The organism is Nocardiopsis mwathae (assembly GCF_014201195.1).
GTDB classification, from domain to species: Bacteria; Actinomycetota; Actinomycetes; order Streptosporangiales; family Streptosporangiaceae; genus Nocardiopsis_C; species Nocardiopsis_C mwathae.
Genome location: NZ_JACHDS010000001.1, coordinates 4029807 through 4046736, shown reverse-complemented (window position 1 = coordinate 4046736; position 16930 = coordinate 4029807). Strand labels below are relative to the sequence as shown.

General features: G+C 71.1%; 13 protein-coding genes. 6 read left to right on the top strand and 7 right to left on the bottom strand.

Annotation, left to right across the window (positions count from 1 at the left end):
- Positions 1 to 8 precede the first annotated feature (8 nt).
- Positions 9 to 1385, bottom strand: a complete 1377-nt coding sequence (locus HNR23_RS17555; RefSeq protein ID WP_184076859.1) for a protein kinase domain-containing protein — start codon at positions 1383 to 1385, stop codon at positions 9 to 11.
- A gap of 184 nt (positions 1386 to 1569) precedes the next feature.
- On the opposite strand from HNR23_RS17555, the gene HNR23_RS17550 reads away from it, so the two are divergent.
- The 6 genes from HNR23_RS17550 (at position 1570) to HNR23_RS17525 (ending at position 8488) form a co-directional block, all read left to right on the top strand.
- The gene (locus HNR23_RS17550; protein ID WP_184076857.1) at positions 1570 to 2163 is read left to right on the top strand and encodes a sigma-70 family RNA polymerase sigma factor; all 594 of its coding nucleotides are present in this window, start codon (positions 1570 to 1572) and stop codon (positions 2161 to 2163) included.
- Positions 2164 to 2298: 135 nt separating this feature from the next.
- Positions 2299 to 3060 (top strand): isoprenyl transferase, encoded by a 762-nt coding sequence (locus HNR23_RS17545; RefSeq protein ID WP_184076855.1) that lies wholly within the window; start codon positions 2299 to 2301, stop codon positions 3058 to 3060.
- Positions 3061 to 3444: 384 nt separating this feature from the next.
- Positions 3445 to 4707: a PhoH family protein gene (locus HNR23_RS17540; protein ID WP_184080507.1), complete on the top strand. Its 1263-nt coding sequence runs from the start codon at positions 3445 to 3447 to the stop codon at positions 4705 to 4707.
- Positions 4708 to 4940: 233 nt separating this feature from the next.
- Complete coding sequence (locus tag HNR23_RS17535) at positions 4941 to 6491, top strand: alkaline phosphatase D family protein (RefSeq protein ID WP_184076853.1); 1551 nt, start codon at positions 4941 to 4943, stop codon at positions 6489 to 6491.
- A gap of 153 nt (positions 6492 to 6644) precedes the next feature.
- Positions 6645 to 7274, top strand: coding sequence for a transglycosylase family protein (locus HNR23_RS17530; protein ID WP_343070603.1), 630 nt, complete (start codon positions 6645 to 6647; stop codon positions 7272 to 7274).
- A 539-nt stretch (positions 7275 to 7813) separates the two neighbouring features.
- Positions 7814 to 8488 (top strand): aggregation-promoting factor C-terminal-like domain-containing protein, encoded by a 675-nt coding sequence (locus tag HNR23_RS17525; protein WP_184076849.1) that lies wholly within the window; start codon positions 7814 to 7816, stop codon positions 8486 to 8488.
- A gap of 274 nt (positions 8489 to 8762) precedes the next feature.
- On the opposite strand, the gene HNR23_RS17520 is transcribed toward HNR23_RS17525, so the two are convergent.
- The 6 genes from HNR23_RS17520 to HNR23_RS17495 form a co-directional block, all read right to left on the bottom strand.
- Positions 8763 to 10430 (bottom strand): serine/threonine-protein kinase, encoded by a 1668-nt coding sequence (locus HNR23_RS17520; protein ID WP_184076847.1) that lies wholly within the window; start codon positions 10428 to 10430, stop codon positions 8763 to 8765.
- A 248-nt stretch (positions 10431 to 10678) separates the two neighbouring features.
- Complete coding sequence (locus HNR23_RS17515; RefSeq protein ID WP_184076845.1) at positions 10679 to 12073, bottom strand: class II fumarate hydratase; 1395 nt, start codon at positions 12071 to 12073, stop codon at positions 10679 to 10681.
- A 221-nt stretch (positions 12074 to 12294) separates the two neighbouring features.
- The gene (locus tag HNR23_RS17510) at positions 12295 to 12930 is read right to left on the bottom strand and encodes a lytic polysaccharide monooxygenase auxiliary activity family 9 protein (protein ID WP_184076843.1); all 636 of its coding nucleotides are present in this window, start codon (positions 12928 to 12930) and stop codon (positions 12295 to 12297) included.
- A 379-nt stretch (positions 12931 to 13309) separates the two neighbouring features.
- Positions 13310 to 13912, bottom strand: coding sequence for a DUF1707 domain-containing protein (locus HNR23_RS17505; RefSeq protein ID WP_184076841.1), 603 nt, complete (start codon positions 13910 to 13912; stop codon positions 13310 to 13312).
- A 61-nt stretch (positions 13913 to 13973) separates the two neighbouring features.
- Positions 13974 to 14960 (bottom strand): lytic polysaccharide monooxygenase auxiliary activity family 9 protein, encoded by a 987-nt coding sequence (locus tag HNR23_RS17500; RefSeq protein WP_184076839.1) that lies wholly within the window; start codon positions 14958 to 14960, stop codon positions 13974 to 13976.
- 318 nt (positions 14961 to 15278) lie between these two features.
- The gene (locus tag HNR23_RS17495; RefSeq protein WP_184076837.1) at positions 15279 to 16868 is read right to left on the bottom strand and encodes a DUF3352 domain-containing protein; all 1590 of its coding nucleotides are present in this window, start codon (positions 16866 to 16868) and stop codon (positions 15279 to 15281) included.
- Between the last annotated feature and the right edge of the window lie 62 nt (positions 16869 to 16930).

Here is a 16930-nt window from a genome sequence, read left to right as displayed (position 1 = left end):
CCCCGAGATCAACGAAGCAGACGGGTGCCCGCGATCACCTGGTCGATGACGCCCGGTCGGCCGTCCGGCTGGCGCACCTCCAGGTACAGCGAGCCGCCGCCGTCCTCGGCGTGCAGGACGGCGGCGCCGAACCCGGCCGGGCACCCGGGCCACTCACCGACCTCCCCGGTCCACCGGCCGTCGTCCACCCGGCGCCGCACCGGCTCCCCCGGGCAGGGGACGGAGTCGACGACGTCGTCCAGGCCCGCCCGCTCCTCCTCGCGGGGCGGCAGCACCCCGGCGAACACCCCGTAGGACGGGTCGCCGTCGTCGCGCCACCGCCCGATGTCGGTGGCGACCAGGATCCCCGCCTGCTTGCCGCCGAGCATCCCCAGTTCGCGCGGCTCCCAGCCGTTGAGGTGCTGCTGGCGGGCCCAGGCGTGCGGGACCGCCGCGGCGAACGTCCCGCTGCCGTCGCGCACGTCGATGAAGCGCAGGCCGGGCAGTGCGGCCGCGCCGCTGGTGAACAGCAGCGTCGCCGCGGCGGCCCCGGCGGCCACGGCCCGCACCCACTTGGGGCGGTGCCGCATCCACCACGGCACCGACGTCGGCAGCCCGGGTGTCATACGGATCGCCCGCACCCGGTCGGTGAACGCCTGGGCGTCCGCGGGGCGGTTGACCCGGTCCGCCGAGAGCGCCGACATGATCAGCTCGTCCAGTGCGGGCGGAAGGCCGGGCCGGATCCGGCCCGGCGGGGTGCGCACCGGCGGGGCCGGCGGAGGCCGCCCGGTGATGAGCTCGTAGGCGACGGCGCCCAGCGAGTACACGTCGGCGCGGACGTCGATGTCGCCGCCGGGCACACTCTGCTCCGGTGACATGTAGCCGGGGGTCCCGGCCGCAGCGGTGAAGGCGGAGGCCTGGTCGATGCTCTTGGCGAAGCCGAGGTCGGCCACCAGCACCCGCTGCCCCACGGGGCTGGACTGCAGCAGCACGTTGGACGGTTTGATGTCGCGGTGGATGGTCCCGTGCCGGTGCAGCACGGTCACGCCCTGGCCGATTTCGGTCAGCAGCCGCAGCGCCTCGTCGAGCGGCAGCGGCCCCTTGGCGACGAGATCGGCGACGCTGCCCTGGTCGGCGTAGGTCATCACCATGTAGGGGCGCTCGTCGGGCAGGACGTCCAGGTCGTGTACGCGGACCAGCCAATTGGAATCGGTTTGCCGGAGTATGCGAGCCTCTTCCATGAACCGCTGGTGCACGTCCATCCGGCGGGCCCAGTTCTCGGCCAGAACCTTGATGGCCACCGGGGTGTCGAGGCGGTCGTCGTGCGCGAGCCACACGGTCGCGAACGCTCCGGAGCCCAGATGGCGTATGACGCGGTAACGGCCGAACGTGTCCGGTTGTGCCACAGCTACTGCTTTACCGGTGCCGTCACGGCCAAACGTCCGTATTCAACGGGTGGCCAGGTCTGACCGGATTTCCCCGGGGGCTTGTCCTCCTCTGCCGGGGGATGTGAACCTCATAGAGGGGGATGGGCGTGTAACAGCTGGATGGCATGGAATTTCTTCTTCTCAAGTCAGGGAGTGACCGACCGTGGGAAACACTGAGAAGGGCTCGACACCGCGCCGTCCGGCCGCGAGGGTGGACGACTCCTTGGAAGAGCTCGCGGTGCTCGCCCGCGGCGGCGACCAGGACGCGCTGACGACCCTACTGCGTCGCATCGAGCCCGAGGTGCTGCGGCGCTGCGCACGGTTCCTGCCCTACCGCCAGGACGCCGAGGAGGCCTGCCAGGACGCGCTGCTGCGGGTGGCCCGCAACATCCACGGGTTCAAGGGCGACTCCCTGTTCACCACCTGGCTCTACACCGTGGTGTCGAACTCCGCCCGCCAGACCTACCGTTCGCTCAAGCGCCGCTCCGCCGAGATGCCCACCGAGGCCGAGCGCATCCCCAACCAGCGCGACCCCCGCACCACCAGCGTCATCGCCGGCTCCCGCATCGACCTCCTCGAAGCCCTCGACCAGCTGGAGAAGGACCGGCCCAACCTGGTGGCCCCCCTGGTGCTGCGCGACCTGTGCCAGATGGACTACAACGAGATCGCCGCGGAACTCGACCTCGCTCTGGGCACCGTGAAATCGCGGATTCATCAGGGCCGGAAGCACGTGCGAAAGTCGCTTGCCGTGACATGAGAGGGGAAAACAGGCCTACCCTGGAGACGTTCTCCCGCGTTTCCACCCGGGGTGGCCTGTCCGGCCGAGACCGGGTGAGGGCGCCGCAGCGGTAGTAGTCAGCCTCCCCCGGATATCGGCGAAAGGTAGCGACCCATGGGGCTCCGTGACCCCCTCTACTGGCTCTACGAGCGTCGGCTGGAGCGCAAGCTCGGCAGCTACGAGATTCCCCGGCACGTCGGCGTCATCCTCGACGGCAACCGCCGGTGGGCGAAGACGAGCGGGCTGGCCAGGGTCGAGCAGGGGCACCAGGCCGGAGCCGAGAAGATCTTCCACCTCCTCGGCTGGTGCGACGAGGTCGGTGTACAGGTCGTGACCCTGTGGATGCTGTCCACCGACAACCTCGCCCGGCCCGCCGAGGAGCTCGATCCGCTGCTGGAGATCATCGAGAACACCGTCAGGCGGCTGCGGAACGAGGGCCGCAACGTCAACCCCGTGGGCTCGCTCGACCTGCTGCCCGATTCCACCGCCCGTGTCCTGAAAGAGGCGGGCGCGGCCACATCCGGCAACTCCGGGCTGATTGTCAACGTCGCGGTCGGGTATGGGGGAAGACGTGAGATCGCCGACGCGGTGCGGTCGCTCCTCCTCGCCGAGGCGGCCAAGGGCACCAGCCTTGAGGAGCTCGCCGGGCGCCTCGATCTGGAGCACATCGCGGAGCATCTCTATACCCGCGGCCAGCCCGACCCGGACCTGCTCATCCGGACCTCGGGGGAGCAGCGCCTCTCCGGCTTCCTGCTCTGGCAGAGCGCGCACTCGGAGTTCTACTTCTGCGAGGTCTTCTGGCCTGCCTTCCGCAGAGTCGACTTCCTGCGCGCGGTCCGCTCCTACGGTGCGCGGAGTCGACGCTACGGCACCTGAGCCGGCCCCCCTCCACCCTCGACCGGACACGCCCGCGCCGAAACGGAGGAACGATCGCGTCATCGGGTGTTCACACACCGTCTCACCTGGGGGTCTTGCTCTTTCGGAGGACGCCGGTACCGTCGATGTGAGTGGATGGTGCGTATCCGTCCACGCGGGAGGCCCCGAACGGTTGAGGTCCTGGCGACACAAGGAACTCATGGTGACAAGGGCCGGTCCCGGCCCTGTCGGGGCTGGTCCCGGTCCTTGGTATCCCGTGAGAGAAGGGCGCCCTCGCGGCGCCCAAGGGGAGAACGAGTGGCTAGTTCCTCGACCAACCGCCGCGATATCGACACCCTCGGCACGCCCGCTCCGGTGACGGAGACGGGTCGGCGGCGAACCTACGTGCTCGACACCAGCGTCCTGCTGGCCGACCCCGTGTCGATCACCCGGTTCGCAGAGCACGAGGTGGTCCTGCCGATCGTGGTGATCACCGAACTGGAGAGCAAGCGCCACCACCCGGAGCTGGGCTACTTCGCCCGGGAGGCGCTGCGCAGGCTGGACGACCTCCGGGTCGCCCACGGGTGCCTCGACGCCGACGTCCCCGTCAACGAGCACGGCGGCACGCTGCGGGTGGAGCTCAACCACAGCGATCCGTCCGTCCTCCCGGCCGGATTCCGGCTCGGCGACAACGACACCCGGATCCTCACCGTCGCCCGCAACCTGCACAGCGAGGGCGACGTCGTGCTGGTCAGCAAGGACCTGCCGATGCGTATCAAGGCGTCGTCCATCGGCCTGGCGGCCGAGGAGTACCGCGCCGAACTCGCCATCGAGCACGGCTGGACCGGCATGGCCGAACTGGAGGTCCCCGCGCACGAGGTGGCCGCGCTCTTCGACGGCGGTACGGCCGACATAGAACAGGCCCGCGACCTGCCCTGCCACACCGGACTGGTGCTGGTGTCGGACCGGGGCAAGGCCCTGGGCCGCGTCCTCCCCGACAAGTCGGTGAAGGTGGTCCGCGGCGACCGCGACGTCTTCGGCCTGCACGGGCGCAGCGCCGAGCAGCGCATCGCGCTCGACCTGCTCAGCGACCCCGACGTCGGCATCGTGTCGCTGGGCGGGCGCGCCGGCACCGGCAAGTCCGCGCTCGCGCTGTGCGCCGGGCTCGACGCCGTGCTGGAGAAGGGCCTGCACCGCAAGGTCATGGTGTTCCGCCCGCTGTACGCGGTCGGCGGCCAGGACCTCGGCTACCTGCCCGGCACCGAGAACGAGAAGATGTCGCCGTGGTCCCAGGCCGTGCACGACACCCTCTCGGCCGTCACCACGCCCGAGGTCATCGAGGAGGTCGTGGACCGGGGGATGCTGGAGGTCCTGCCGCTCACCCACATCCGCGGCCGCTCCCTGCACGACGCCTTCGTCATCGTCGACGAGGCCCAGTCCCTGGAGCGCGGGGTCCTGCTCACCGTCCTCTCCCGCCTCGGGGAGAACTCCCGCGTGGTGCTCACCCACGACGTCGCCCAGAGCGACAACCTCCGGGTGGGCCGCTACGACGGCGTCGTCGCGGTGATCGAGAAGCTCAAGGGCCACCCCCTCTTCTCACACATCACCCTCACCCGCTCCGAGCGCTCGCCCATCGCCGCACTCGTCACGGAGATGCTGGAGCGCTGAGCCCCGCCGCGGGCCGCCCCCACGGGCGGCCCGCCCACGAGCCCTGTTGATCTCGGAGATATCGGGGTAAAAACCGCCCGCGAGACCCCAATATCTCCGAGATCAACGGAGGGGAGGGGGGACCCGAGCGGCGCGGGTGTTCATGCCGCGGTCGGCGCGTGTTCGGTCGAGCGTCGGGGACCGTGGCGTAGATTGCCGTGCGCGTCACGTCCCCGCACGGAGGAGCCCGCCGCATGACCGCACCGTCCCCCGCCCCCGGATCCCCGTTGTCCCGACGCACCCTGCTCGCCTCCGGCGTGCTCGGCGCGGGCGCCGTCCTCGCCCCCGGCGCGGCCCCCGCGCTCGCCCAGGGGCGGAACCGCCCCACCCTCACCCACGGCATCCAGCTCGGCGACCCGCGCGCCGACGGCGCCGTCGTGTGGACCAGGGCCGACCGGGCCGCGCGGATGGTCGTGGAGGTCTCCGGCCGCCCCGACTTCAAGGACGCGCGCGTGGTCCGCGGCCCCATGCTGACCCGGGCGCACGACGGCACCGGCCGGGTGCGGATCACCGGTGTCGAGCCGGGCACCGAGGTCCACGTGCGGGTGCGCGCCGAGACCGGCCGAGCGGAAAGCGAACCGGTCACGGGCTCGTTCCGCACCCCCGGCGGCGACGGCCCGATCCGCTTCCTGTGGTCCGGCGACGTCGCCGGACAGGGCTGGGGCATCAACGCCGACATCGGCGGGATGCCGATCTACGCCGCCATGGCCGACCGCGAGCCCGACTTCTTCGTGCACAGCGGCGACGCCTGCTACTCCGACAACCCACTGCGGGAGACCGTGGACCTGCCCGACGGCCGCAGGTGGCGCAACCTGGTCACCGAGGAGAAGACCAAGGTCGCCGAGACCCTGGCCGAGTTCCGCGGGCAGTTCTCCTACAACCTGCTGGACGAGGGCGTGCGCGCCTTCGCCGCACGCGTCCCGCACGTCGTCCAGTGGGACGACCACGAGGTCGTCAACAACTGGTACCCCGGCCAGGTGCTCGACGACCCCCGCTACACCGAGCGCCGCGTCGACGTGCTGGCCGCCCGCGCCCACCGCGCCTTCCACGAGTGGCAGCCGATCATCCCTGCCGAGGCCGTCGACGGCCGCATCCACCGCCGGATCCGCTACGGCCCCGAGCTCGACGTCTTCGTCATCGACATGCGCCCCTACCGGGACCCCAATTCCCCGGGCACCGCGCCCTACGAGCGCATCCTGGGCGACGCCCAGGCCCGGTGGCTGGTCCGGGAGATGGCGGCTTCGACCGCCACCTGGAAGGTCGTTGCCTCCGACATGCCGATCGGGCTGGTCGTGCCCGATGGCGAGAACATCGAGGCGGTCGCCAACGGCCTGCCCGGCCCGCCGCTGGGCCGGGAGGCCGAGATCGAGTGGGTGCTGCACGGCCTGCACCGGGCGGGCGTCACCGACGTCGTGTGGCTGACCGCCGACGTGCACTACACCGCCGCCCACCACTACTCCCCGGACCGGGCGGAGAGCTCGGAGTTCACCCCGTTCTGGGAGTTCGTCTCCGGCCCGCTGCACGCGGGCGCCTTCGGCCCCAACCGGCTCGACCCCACCTTCGGCCCCCGGGAGGTGTTCGCCCATGCCCCACCGCGCGCCAATACGTCCCCGCTGGAGGGGTTCCAGCACTTCGGCGAGATCGAGATCGACCGGGAGAGCCGCGAGCTCACCGTCCACCTGCGCGACGGCAACGGCGACGCCCTGTGGTCCACGACCCTGGCGCCGGAGGGCCGCCCGTCCTGACGGCGCCGACGCCGCCGGTGCTCAGCGGGACGCCCCGTTCTGCGTGAACCCCCGGAGTGGCGGGCGACACCCCGATATCATCACTGCCAGTAGTTATGCGAGTGCGTACTGTATGGCGCGACGTGTGGACACCGGACAGTAGGGGGGACTGTGGTGATCAACCGGATCTCGGGGCGGGTGGCGGTGGCTGCGGGGGCCGCGGCGGCGGTGGCGGGGACGGCCTTCCTCGTCGCCGCCTACACCGTTCCCGCCGTCGACGCCGGGCAGGCCGCCACCGCGGTGCAGGCGCCCCCGGACGCCCCCGACGACTTCTTCGCCGCCGCCGACCCGGTCGGCGACACCGACCTGCGACAGCGGCGCGAGCGGGCACAGGAGCGGATCGAGGCGGCCGGCGGGCTGGCGCTGACGACCGGGACGGGGACCGTCGAGCAGGCGAGAGAGGAGCCCCGGGAGCCCGAGTCCGCGGATGACGGGGACGCCGGTGGCGGCGCCGCGGACAGCGCGGGCCCGGTCGACCCGAACCTCGGAGGCGACGTCGACGGCCTCAACTGGGCCGCCCTGGCCCGCTGTGAGTCGGGCGGCGATCCCGCGGCCGTGAATCCCGCGGGCTACTACGGCCTCTACCAGTTCACCATGCCCACCTGGCGGTCGGTCGGTGGCAGCGGATCGCCCGCCGAGGCCGGTGCCGACGAGCAGACGATGCGCGCCAAGCTGCTCTACAACCGCGCCAACGGCGACTGGCAGAGTCAGTGGCCGTCGTGCGGCCACCACCTCTTCGGCTGAGCCGTCCGAGGCGCCGGGCGCGCCGGAGGGCGGGCGTCCGGCAGGGTCCGACGCGGGCCCCCGCGATCACCGATCGCGGGGGCCCGCGTGCGTTTCGGCTCCGGTCGTGTGGTGTGATGCGAGTGCCGAAAGCGGCGGCTGCGTCGTGTGTGTAGGAGATCGTTCTGTGTGACGCCTGTGATCGATGATCACTTAGCGTGCATCGGCGCAGGTGGTCGCCCTTTTGCTCTTCACCCTGTGTGCTGTGATTCACGTCATAGGTGGAATTTGCGCAGTGCTCCGTACCGATGCGGCATGGTGGGACCCGTTCCATAAGGAGTCCCCGGAGCGCGGGTCGGGTACCGATGTGACACCCCCACGGACCCCGAAGAGAACCCGTGCGCGAGGTCGCGAAGCGGCGGGGCGGTCGGCGGTCACGCCCCCTCGAATGCGGATCCGCCGCTCATCTCCCCCGATGACGAACCCGACCTGTCGACTCCCGGGGCCGTGGTCGATCACGCGCGTCACCGCCGGGCGCGTGACTGACGGAAGGGCGATTAGTGCTACTGAACCGGATCTCGTTGCGGGCGGCCACGGCCGTTGGCTCCGCGACGTTGGTTGCAGGCGTCACGTTCGCGGTGACCGCGTTCGCCGACACCGATGCCGATCCCGGGCTGGCCGCCTCCGCCGCCACCGCGGCGCAGGGTCCCCAAAGCGCCCCCGACGACTTCTTCGCCGCCGCCGACCCGGACTCCGAGGAGGAGCTGGCGCAGGCGCGCGAGAGGGCCAAAGGGCTGATGGAGGAGGCCGGAAACGCCGCCGTGAGCTCGGGGTCGGGATCCGTGAAGGAAGAGGAGGAGGAAAAGGAGGAGGAGCCGGAGGACGGCGCCGACGACTCCGGCGGCTCCGCCGAGTCGAGCACCCCCGTTCCCAGCGGCAGCCCCAAGGCCATGGCCAAGGCCATGTTGGGCGACTACGGCTGGGGCCAGGACCAGTTCGCCTGCCTGGAGCCGCTCTGGGAGAAGGAGAGCAACTGGAACCACACGGCCAAGAACCCCAGCTCCGGCGCCTACGGCATCCCGCAGTCGCTCCCCGGCAGCAAGATGGCCAGCGCCGGGGCCGACTGGGAGACCAACCCTGCCACCCAGATCAAGTGGGGCCTCGGCTACATCGACGGCCGCTACGGCAACCCCTGCGGCGCCTGGGCGCACTCGCAGGCCAACGGCTGGTACTGATCCGGTGACGTGACGTAGGGGCCGCGCGGGGTGCGGCCGCAAAGGCCCGCAGGCGCACGCCTGCGGGCCTTTTTCGCCCTTTCGGGGGAACCCGCGCCGGGTGCACCGGCGTTAGGCAGACCGGAGGCACCGACTGTGCCGGAGAACGGAAGCGGGGGGCACATGTGCCGGATGTGCGGTAAGGACAAGCAGGGCAGAGCCGTCTGCCCGTGGTGCCGGGACGCCTCGCCCCCGGTCTGACGGGGCTGCGCGCGGTGCGGCGGAGGCGGCGCCGTCATGTCCGGGGCTTGAACGAGTCCACTATCGAATCGTGCAGGTCGGTGCGTGGTGCGTCCCAAGGGGTGTCCCACGCCAGTCCGTAGTATTCGCCGTCGTACACGATGACGTAGCCGTCGAGGCGGCGGATCTGATCGTCGTGGGCGTCTTCGGTGTAGCGGAGGAGGATGTGGCCGACGTCCCAGTCGGAGGGGAACCCGTAGGCCGTTCCGATCACCCGTCTGACCTCGACGCCCTCCTCATTCTGGACCTCCTCGTGGTACAGCTCCACCCATTCGCGCGCGGTTTGGGGGTCGGAGGACGTGAGCTCCCAGGACACGACCGTGAGTGTGATGGTCCCGTCGGGGTTCTGGAACCGGATAGTCCGCTCCTCGTCCGGCGGGGTCTCGTAGTCCCACCCCTCTGGGTAGCCGATCGAGTACCACTGGTTGGAGTAGGTCCGCATGGGCGGGGCCGAACCGAACTCCTCGCTCATGACCACCGCGACCGCCGCGAGAAAGGCGACGGCGGCGACGACCACCGCGCCGATGAGGAGCGCCCACAGGCCGACGCGCGAGCGGCGGCGCGGCTTCTCACGTCCGGCGTGGAAAGCCGCGGGGGGAGCCGGCCACGCGCCGATCGGTGCCGCCGGTATCGGCGCCGGCGGAGGGCCGAGCGCCGGGTGCGGTGTCGCGGGTCCGCCCGGGCGGGGGGCCGGCGGGGCGTGCGGCTGCGGGGTGGCGGGACCGGTGGGCCGTGGCGTCACCGGCCCGGACGGGTGCGGAGTCACCGGCCCCTGCCACGGCGGCGGGCCGTTCGGAGGCGATGGCCGCTCCCCGGAGGCGGCGTCCGGACCGTTCGGCGGCGCGACCGCGGCGAGCAGCGCCAGCGCCCGGTCGGCGGTGAGCCGCCGCCCGGGATCGCGTTCCAGCAGGCCGCCGATGACCGGTGCCAGCGGTCCCGCCCACCCCAGCGGCGGAATCGGCGCGGAGAGCACGGCCGCGATCGCGCCGGTGATGCTGTCGCGGTGGAAGGGCGAGGCGCCGGTGCTCATCGCGTACAGCGTGACGCCGACGCTCCACAGGTCGGAGGCGGCCGTCGCCTGTTCGCTGTGCAGCCGCTCCGGCGACATGTACTCGGGTGAGCCGACGAGCACACCGGTGCGGGTGATGGTGGCGCCGCCCTCCAGGGTGGCGATGCCGAAGTCGGTGAGGGTGACCCGGTCGCCGTCGGCGAGCATGACGTTGCCGGGCTTGATGTCGCGGTGGATCACCCCGGCCGCGTGTGCCGCGCGGACCGCCTCCAGCAGCTGCACGGCGATGACCGCGACGCGCTGCGGGTCCATCGGACCGTTCGCGGCCAGCTCCTGCTGCAGGGAGCGGCCGCGGAGCAGCTCCATCACCACCCACGGGTGGCCCTCGAAATCCAGCACGTCGTGGATGGTGACGACCGACGGGTGGGCGATGCGGGCGGCCGACCGCGCCTCGCGCCGCACCCGCGCGTGCGCCTCGTCGCGCTCCGGTCCGGAGAGGCCGTCGGGGAGCAGCACCTCCTTGACGGCGACGTCGCGCGCCAGCTCGGGGTCCCACGCCAGCCAGACCGTGCCCATGCCTCCGGCACCCAGCGCGCTCCGCAGCCGGTACCTGTCGGCGATGACGCGCTCGCCACCGTCCTCGCTCTTCGTCATGAGCAAAGCCTCTGTCCGGGGTAATGGGGGGAGACCCTGGGCTTTTACCAGCAGATTACTCACGATGTGCCGACCGCGATCGAATTGCCGCGGATTGGCGTGAATCGGCCAAGGACGCGGGCCGCGCGTACGACCCGGAGAACGGCACAGGGCCGGTGGACCGGGACGTCCCGATCCACCGGCCCTGCGGACAGCCGGTCGTGCCCCGCACGACGGGCGGGGCCACCCCGTAACCTCCGGGAAAGCCTCTAGGAAGCGCTGGAGTTCGTCATCTTCAGCACGTCGAGGGCCGCGTCCAGCTGGGCCTCGGTGAGCTTGCCGTCGGCGATGTAGCCGCGCTCGACGACGACCTCACGGATCGTCTTGCGCTCGGCCAGGGCCTGCTTGGCGACCTTCGCGGCCTCCTCGTAGCCGATGTAGCGGTTGAGCGGCGTGACGATCGACGGGGAGGACTCGGCGTACTCGCGGCAGCGCTCCTCGTTGGCCTCGATCCCGGCCACGCAGCGGTCGGCGAAGATCCGCGAGACGTTGGCCAGAAGGCGGATCGACTCCAGCACGTTGCGGGCGATCATCGGCAGCTGCACGTTGAGCTCGAAGTTGCCGGTGGAGCCGCCGAAGGCCACCGCCGCGTCGTTGCCGACGACCTGCGAGGACACCTGCAGCATCGCCTCGCACAGCACCGGGTTGACCTTGCCGGGCATGATCGAGGAGCCGGGCTGCAGGTCGGGCAGGTAGATCTCCTGGAGCCCGGTGCGCGGGCCGGAGCCCATCCAGCGGATGTCGTTGGCGATCTTGGCGTAGCTCACCGCGATCGTCCGCAGCTGCCCGGACAGCTCGACCAGGCCGTCGCGGGCGCCCTGCGCCTCGAAGTGGTCGCGGGCCTCGGTCAGCGGCAGTCCGGTGGTGGTCGCGATCTCGGCGATGACCCGGGGGGAGAAGCCCTCGGGGGTGTTGATGCCGGTGCCGACGGCGGTGCCGCCCAGCGGCAGCTCGGCGACGCGCGGCAGCGACGCCTGCAGGCGCTCGATGCCGTAGCGGACCTGCGCCGCGAACCCGGCGAACTCCTGGCCCAGGGTGACCGGGGTGGCGTCCATCAGGTGGGTGCGGCCGCTCTTCACCACGGTCGCGAACTCCACCGACTTGCGGGTGAACTCGCCTTCGAGGTGGCGCAGCGCCGGGACCAGCTCGTTGACCACGGCCGAGGTCGCCGCGATGTGGATCGACGACGGGAACACGTCGTTGGACGACTGCGAGGCGTTGACGTGGTCGTTGGGATGCACGTCCTCGCCGAGGCGCGCGCTGGCCAGCGTGGCCACGACCTCGTTGGTGTTCATGTTGCTGGACGTGCCCGAGCCCGTCTGGAACACGTCGATCGGGAAGTGGTCGTCCCACTTGCCCTCGGCGACCTCCAGCGCGGACTCGCGGATCGCCTTGGCGAGGTGGTCCGGGATGACCCCGAGCTCGGCGTTGACCTTGGCCGCCGCCGCCTTGATGTGGCCCAGGGCGGCGATGTGCGCGCTCTGCAGGCCCTGCCCCGAGATCGGGAAGTTCTCGACCGCGCGCTGCGTCTGCGCGCGCCACTTCGCGTCGGCGGGGACCTTGACCTCGCCCATCGAGTCGTGCTCGATGCGGTATTCACTCATTGCTGAAAGACACCTCCAGGGAAACCTGTGCCTAAGACTGCCAGATACCCCGCCCCCAGGTTTCCCGTACCCCGTCCCACACGCCCACGACCTCGTCGAACGTGGTCGGAGTCACGTTCGCCGCCGTGCCGGGCACACGGACGGCCCCGGGCCGGTGCGGGCCGGCCCGGGGCCGCGTTCGGGGCCCGAGCGTGGTGCCTCAGCCGGGCGACGCCGTCGACTCAGCGGAAGTCGACGTCGGAGCAGGAGTAGAACGCTTCGGGGCTGTCCGAGCGCTGCCAGATCACGTACAGCATGTGCCGCCCGGTCTTCTGCGGCAACCGCACGGTGGTGCTCCACCGTCCGTTGACGGTCCGCGGGTCGGTCACGGATGTCAGCGGCGCGGACTCCAGGTCGGACCACTTCAGCGGCTGGGTGGGGGAGTAGCCGTCGCGGGTCAGGTAGAAGTAGTAGGTCCCGCGGTGCGGGGCGGTGGCGTGGAAGGTCAGCGCCCGTGTGCCGCCCGAGGGCAGGGTGGTGGCCACCCAGTCGGTGCGGGGCGCGTCGAACGCCGCGTACTTGGCGCGGCCGGCGCTGCACAGCCGCCCGTCGGGGATGATCTCGCGGTGCCGCCCGGCGGCGTTGGGGATGTTGACCTCGTGCCAGTCGTAGACCGGCTGGGTGCCGCCGCGGCGGATGGCGTCGCGGCAGGCGTCGGACCTGGGGTTCTCCGGTCCTTCCAAGCGGCAGTTGTAGACGCGGCTCACGGGGTCCTGCATGCTGCCGTGGGCGTTGGCGGTGGCCGTCGTCAGCATGCTGAGGAGCAGGGTGAATCCGCCGATCACGGCCAGCGCCGCGGTCGTGCGTCGTCCGGACATGGCAGTCCTCCTGTGGGAGCGGGGGCCGGAGCGGGGACTGCCCGCCCCGGGACCCACCGGGGGAGTTCCAGACGGTGCGCACCGCGTGGTGGGGGTGAGTGGATGGTAGGCACGGCTTCAACTAAAAGGAAAGAGACTTTCCTGAAAATGATCTGTGCAGGTCACTACAGGAACGCGCGCGGGGCACGGCGAGAGGGTGACCAGTCCAGGCGGCGGGGTAGGCCAGTCGCCCACGCGGGCGGGGATGCCCGCGAGGCGACAGTTCACTTACTCCGCACTCGGTGATTCTTCAACTACACCGGGCGCCACCCCACGCCCCTCCGTCGATCTCGGAGATATCGGGGTCTCACGGGCGGTTTTTTCCCCGATATCTCCGAGATCAACGGAGCCGCGGGCGGCGGCGAAGGCGCGACAGCCACGATCGCCGCCTCCTCCGCCGCGGCGCGTACACGCGCACCGACCCCAGCAGGTTAAACCCCGCGACCTCCAGTACCGGGGCATCGGCCTCCTCCGGCAGGTCGGCCGAGCTCGTGCGCCGCCCGAGGAAGGAGCGGCCGCCCATCCGCACGTCCATCCCCTCGGGTACGCGGATGCGCACCCGGCCGAACAGGCTGAAGGCGTTCACCCGGGCGCGGCCGCGCATCATCAGCGCCTCGCACAGGTCCACATCGGCGGTGCCGCCGATGGCCACCACGTACTCCTCGGCGCGCAGCACCCACCGGCCCGACCGCCGGACATCGCCGAAGAACGCGGTCACCGGCCCGGCCCCGGGCTGGATCGGCTGCTGGTCGGCGGGGAGGAGATCGCGGGTGATCGCGGGCAGTTCGCCCAGCGTCCGTGCCCGGTAGACGCGCTCGGCGCGCTCCTCGAACTCGGAGATGTCCAGCCGCCCGTCCTCGACGGCACCGCGCAGCACGTCGAAGACGCGCTCCCGATCGGCGTGGGAGGCGCGCAGCCGTTCCGGGGGCAGTGTGTCGTTCACACCGACACGTTAGCCGGGTCGGCCGCCCGCCGCCCGGACGCGGACGGCCGACCCGGGGCCGTCACCGGGCCCGGTGCTCCCCGGTGGTGCCGCGCCTGCGGCGGACGCCCAGGTAGGCGGCGGCCGCGGCCATCACGGCGAACGCCGTCAGGAACAGGCCGGTCACCACCGAGCCGTCCGACGGGCCCGCCGCTGCTGCGTGGGCTGCGTGGGTGCCGTGCCCGGTGTCAGGAGCGGAAGCGCCGGCGTCGGCGGCCGACCCCTCCGAGGCGGACACGAGAGCTGCGTCGCCCCCGTCGTCCGCACCGGCCTCGGCGTTCGCGTCGGCGCCGTGGCCGCCGTGCGCCGCGTGCTCGGCGGCGTCACCGTAGTCCTCCTCGGTCGCCTCGAACGCGGCGGCGCTCGCGCCGGTTCCGCCGAAGTCGACGTCGGAGCAGCTGTAGAACGCCTCGGGGCTGTCGGTGCGCTGCCAGATCGCGTAGATCAGGTGCTGGCCGCTCTTGCCCTGCGGCAGTTCGCCGGTGAGGTGGTACATGCCGTTCCGCACCCGCGGCCGGTCCACCCGCAGGAACGGCTCGGGTTCCAGGTCGCCCCAGCCCGGCCTCTTACTCTGGTCCCAGCCGTCCTTGGTGACGTAGAGCTCGAAGTAGCCCCGGTGGGGGACGGCGGCGGTGTAGGCGAAGGTGTGGGTTCCGCTGGTCGGCAGGGTGGTGGTGTGCCACGCGCCGGGGGTGTCCAGGGCGGAGTACTTGGCGCGGCCGGCGCTGCACAGCTGTCCGTCGGGGATGATCTCGCGGTGCCGGCCGTCGGCGTTGGCGATGTTGACCTCGTGCCAGTCGTAGAGCGGCTGGGTGCCGTTCTGCTCGACGAGCCGCTTGCACACGTCGGACTGCGGGTTCTCCGGTCCTTCCTGGTAGCAGGCGGCGACGCGGCTGATCGGTTCGCCCATGGAGCCGTGGGCGCCGGCGGGCGCGGCGGTCAGGAGGGCCGCCGCGAGCGGGATGCCGGCCAGCAGGGCGGCGGTTCGGATCGGTCGTCCCAGCGTCATGGGGTGGTTTCTCCTCAGTTTGGACGAGCGGGGGTGCCGTGCGGTGCGCGACGCCGCACGGCCGTCCGGGCTGGAGGACGACCTTTCGGGAGTGAGTTCCAGCCCACCCGAAAGGTTGAAACTAGAACTGTACATAAATCACTCAAAACCGTAAAGGTTCTTGCCAGTAATAGCTCTGTGTGTGGTGCAATGAGGCGTTTGGCGTGCAAAGTCACCAATGTGGAGAAAGTGGAGAAGTAAGAACGGCGCGAAAACCACCCCGCGGATACGAAAAGGGCGGCACCCCCACGAAGGGGTGCCGCCCGCCGCGTCGTATCGCTACGCGTCTGCCGACGGTGCCCACCGGGCCAGGACGGTGCCACTGGAGCCGTCGAAGTTCATCGCGGCCCCGAAGGCACCCCACTGCTCGGGCTGGGACATGTCGCCGCTGCTCGACAGCTGGCGCAGGTCGAAGTAGAAGCCGACGTGGGAGTCCTCGGTCCCCTCCATGACCTTCGTGAAGACCGCGTCGTCGCCGAGCTTGCCGGTGCCCATCGCACCGGAGGAGACGACCACCGCGTCGCCGTCCTCGTTCACCCCCGGCGTCGGGCCGTAGGTGCCCGCGGACAGCTGCTCGGCCAGGCTTTCCAACAGGTCGCCGTCGGCGCCGGTCGCCCGGAACTGGAAGGAGAAGTCGCTGTCGAAGACCTCGTCGAACGACCCCTGGACATCGGTGATACCGAACGCGGACTTCGACCCCAGCAGCTGGGTGAAGCCTTCGGGGAGCGAGGCTCCCTCCTCCTGGAGCGCGTCCTCGAACTCGCCGAACTCGTCCGGGTTCTCCTTCCAGACCTGCTCCATCAGGCTGTCCAGCCCGCTGCCGCCCACCGCCATCACGGTGTCGTTCGGGAGGGACGACATCGCCTCCAACCCCGGCTCGGGCGCCTCGAAGCCCTCCAGGGAGTCGCCGCTCTTGACACCGAACATGTCGCCGCGCAGCTCGACGTAGTCGCTCTCCAGCTTCAGCGACAGCGCGACGCGGCCCTCGACGTCCTCACCGCCGGTCAGCTCCTGGAACGGGTTGCCGGACCGGCCGCTGCCGAAGCCCCCGCGGGAGCTCGGCCGCGACTCCAGCCTGCTCAGCTCGCCGAAGTCCATCCAGGCGGTCGCCAGCGTGTCGCCGCCGATGCCGGCCATGTCGGAGGAGAAGTCCGCCTGACCGTCCAGCGTTCCCCCGGTCGCGACCTGCTGGTCCAAGTCGCTGATCGCGGCGCCGTTCGGCGCGATGATGGCGAAGTCGTTCCGGAACTCGAAGGCCATGCCCTCCTTGGCCTCGACCTTCTGCAGTGCCTTCCGCGCGGCATCCTCGTCGGTCACGGCCAGGGCGAACGCCGCCGTCGTGCCGTCCCGGGAGATCTGGGCGGCCTCGGCGTCGCTCTCCCACATCGCGAACCCGAAGCGCTTGCCGAGCCAAGGCTCGACGTCGTGCTCGTAGTCGAGGTACTCGAACTCCTTCTCGACGATGTCCCGCGCCGGGTTGGTGGCGGTGGCCGGGTCGATCTCGTCCTTGACCTCGTCGGGCAGCTTGTTCACCAGCTGCGCGTAGTTCGCCAGCTGGCCGCCCGACGGCTTCATGTCGAGCTTGGCGAAGGCGATGGACGACGCCGGCAGCACCGACTCCGGCTGCGGCCCCCCGAACCAGTCGCCCACGACCGAGTTGGCCGCCCACACCGTGGACGCCATCAGCGCCACACCCAGGCCCGCGGCGACCGGGACCATCCAGATCCGGTTCTTCCGCGGTGCGGCGTACTGCGGCGGCTGCGGCGCCCCCATGCCCATCGGATATCCGGGCTGTCCGACGGGCTGCCCCCCGGTCGGCGGACCGGGAGGCACCCACGACGGCTGGTTGGGCGGGTCAGGGTAGGACATCGAACCTCCGGAGGGACAAGCTTGGTCGATGTAGACCGTACCAATCCGGGACGTCAGGAATT

Bases quoted from the DNA above. Each gene is read 5' to 3' on its own strand.
- HNR23_RS17545 (WP_184076855.1), top strand. From the start codon at position 2,299: ATGGGGCTCCGTGACCCCCTCTACTGGCTCTACGAGCGTCGGCTGGAG.
- HNR23_RS17535 (WP_184076853.1), top strand. From the start codon at position 4,941: ATGACCGCACCGTCCCCCGCCCCCGGATCCCCGTTGTCCCGACGCACC.
- HNR23_RS17520 (WP_184076847.1), bottom strand. From the start codon at position 10,430: ATGACGAAGAGCGAGGACGGTGGCGAGCGCGTCATCGCCGACAGGTAC.
- HNR23_RS17515 (WP_184076845.1), bottom strand. From the start codon at position 12,073: ATGAGTGAATACCGCATCGAGCACGACTCGATGGGCGAGGTCAAGGTC.
- HNR23_RS17510 (WP_184076843.1), bottom strand. From the start codon at position 12,930: ATGTCCGGACGACGCACGACCGCGGCGCTGGCCGTGATCGGCGGATTC.
- HNR23_RS17500 (WP_184076839.1), bottom strand. From the start codon at position 14,960: ATGACGCTGGGACGACCGATCCGAACCGCCGCCCTGCTGGCCGGCATC.
- HNR23_RS17495 (WP_184076837.1), bottom strand. From the start codon at position 16,868: ATGTCCTACCCTGACCCGCCCAACCAGCCGTCGTGGGTGCCTCCCGGT.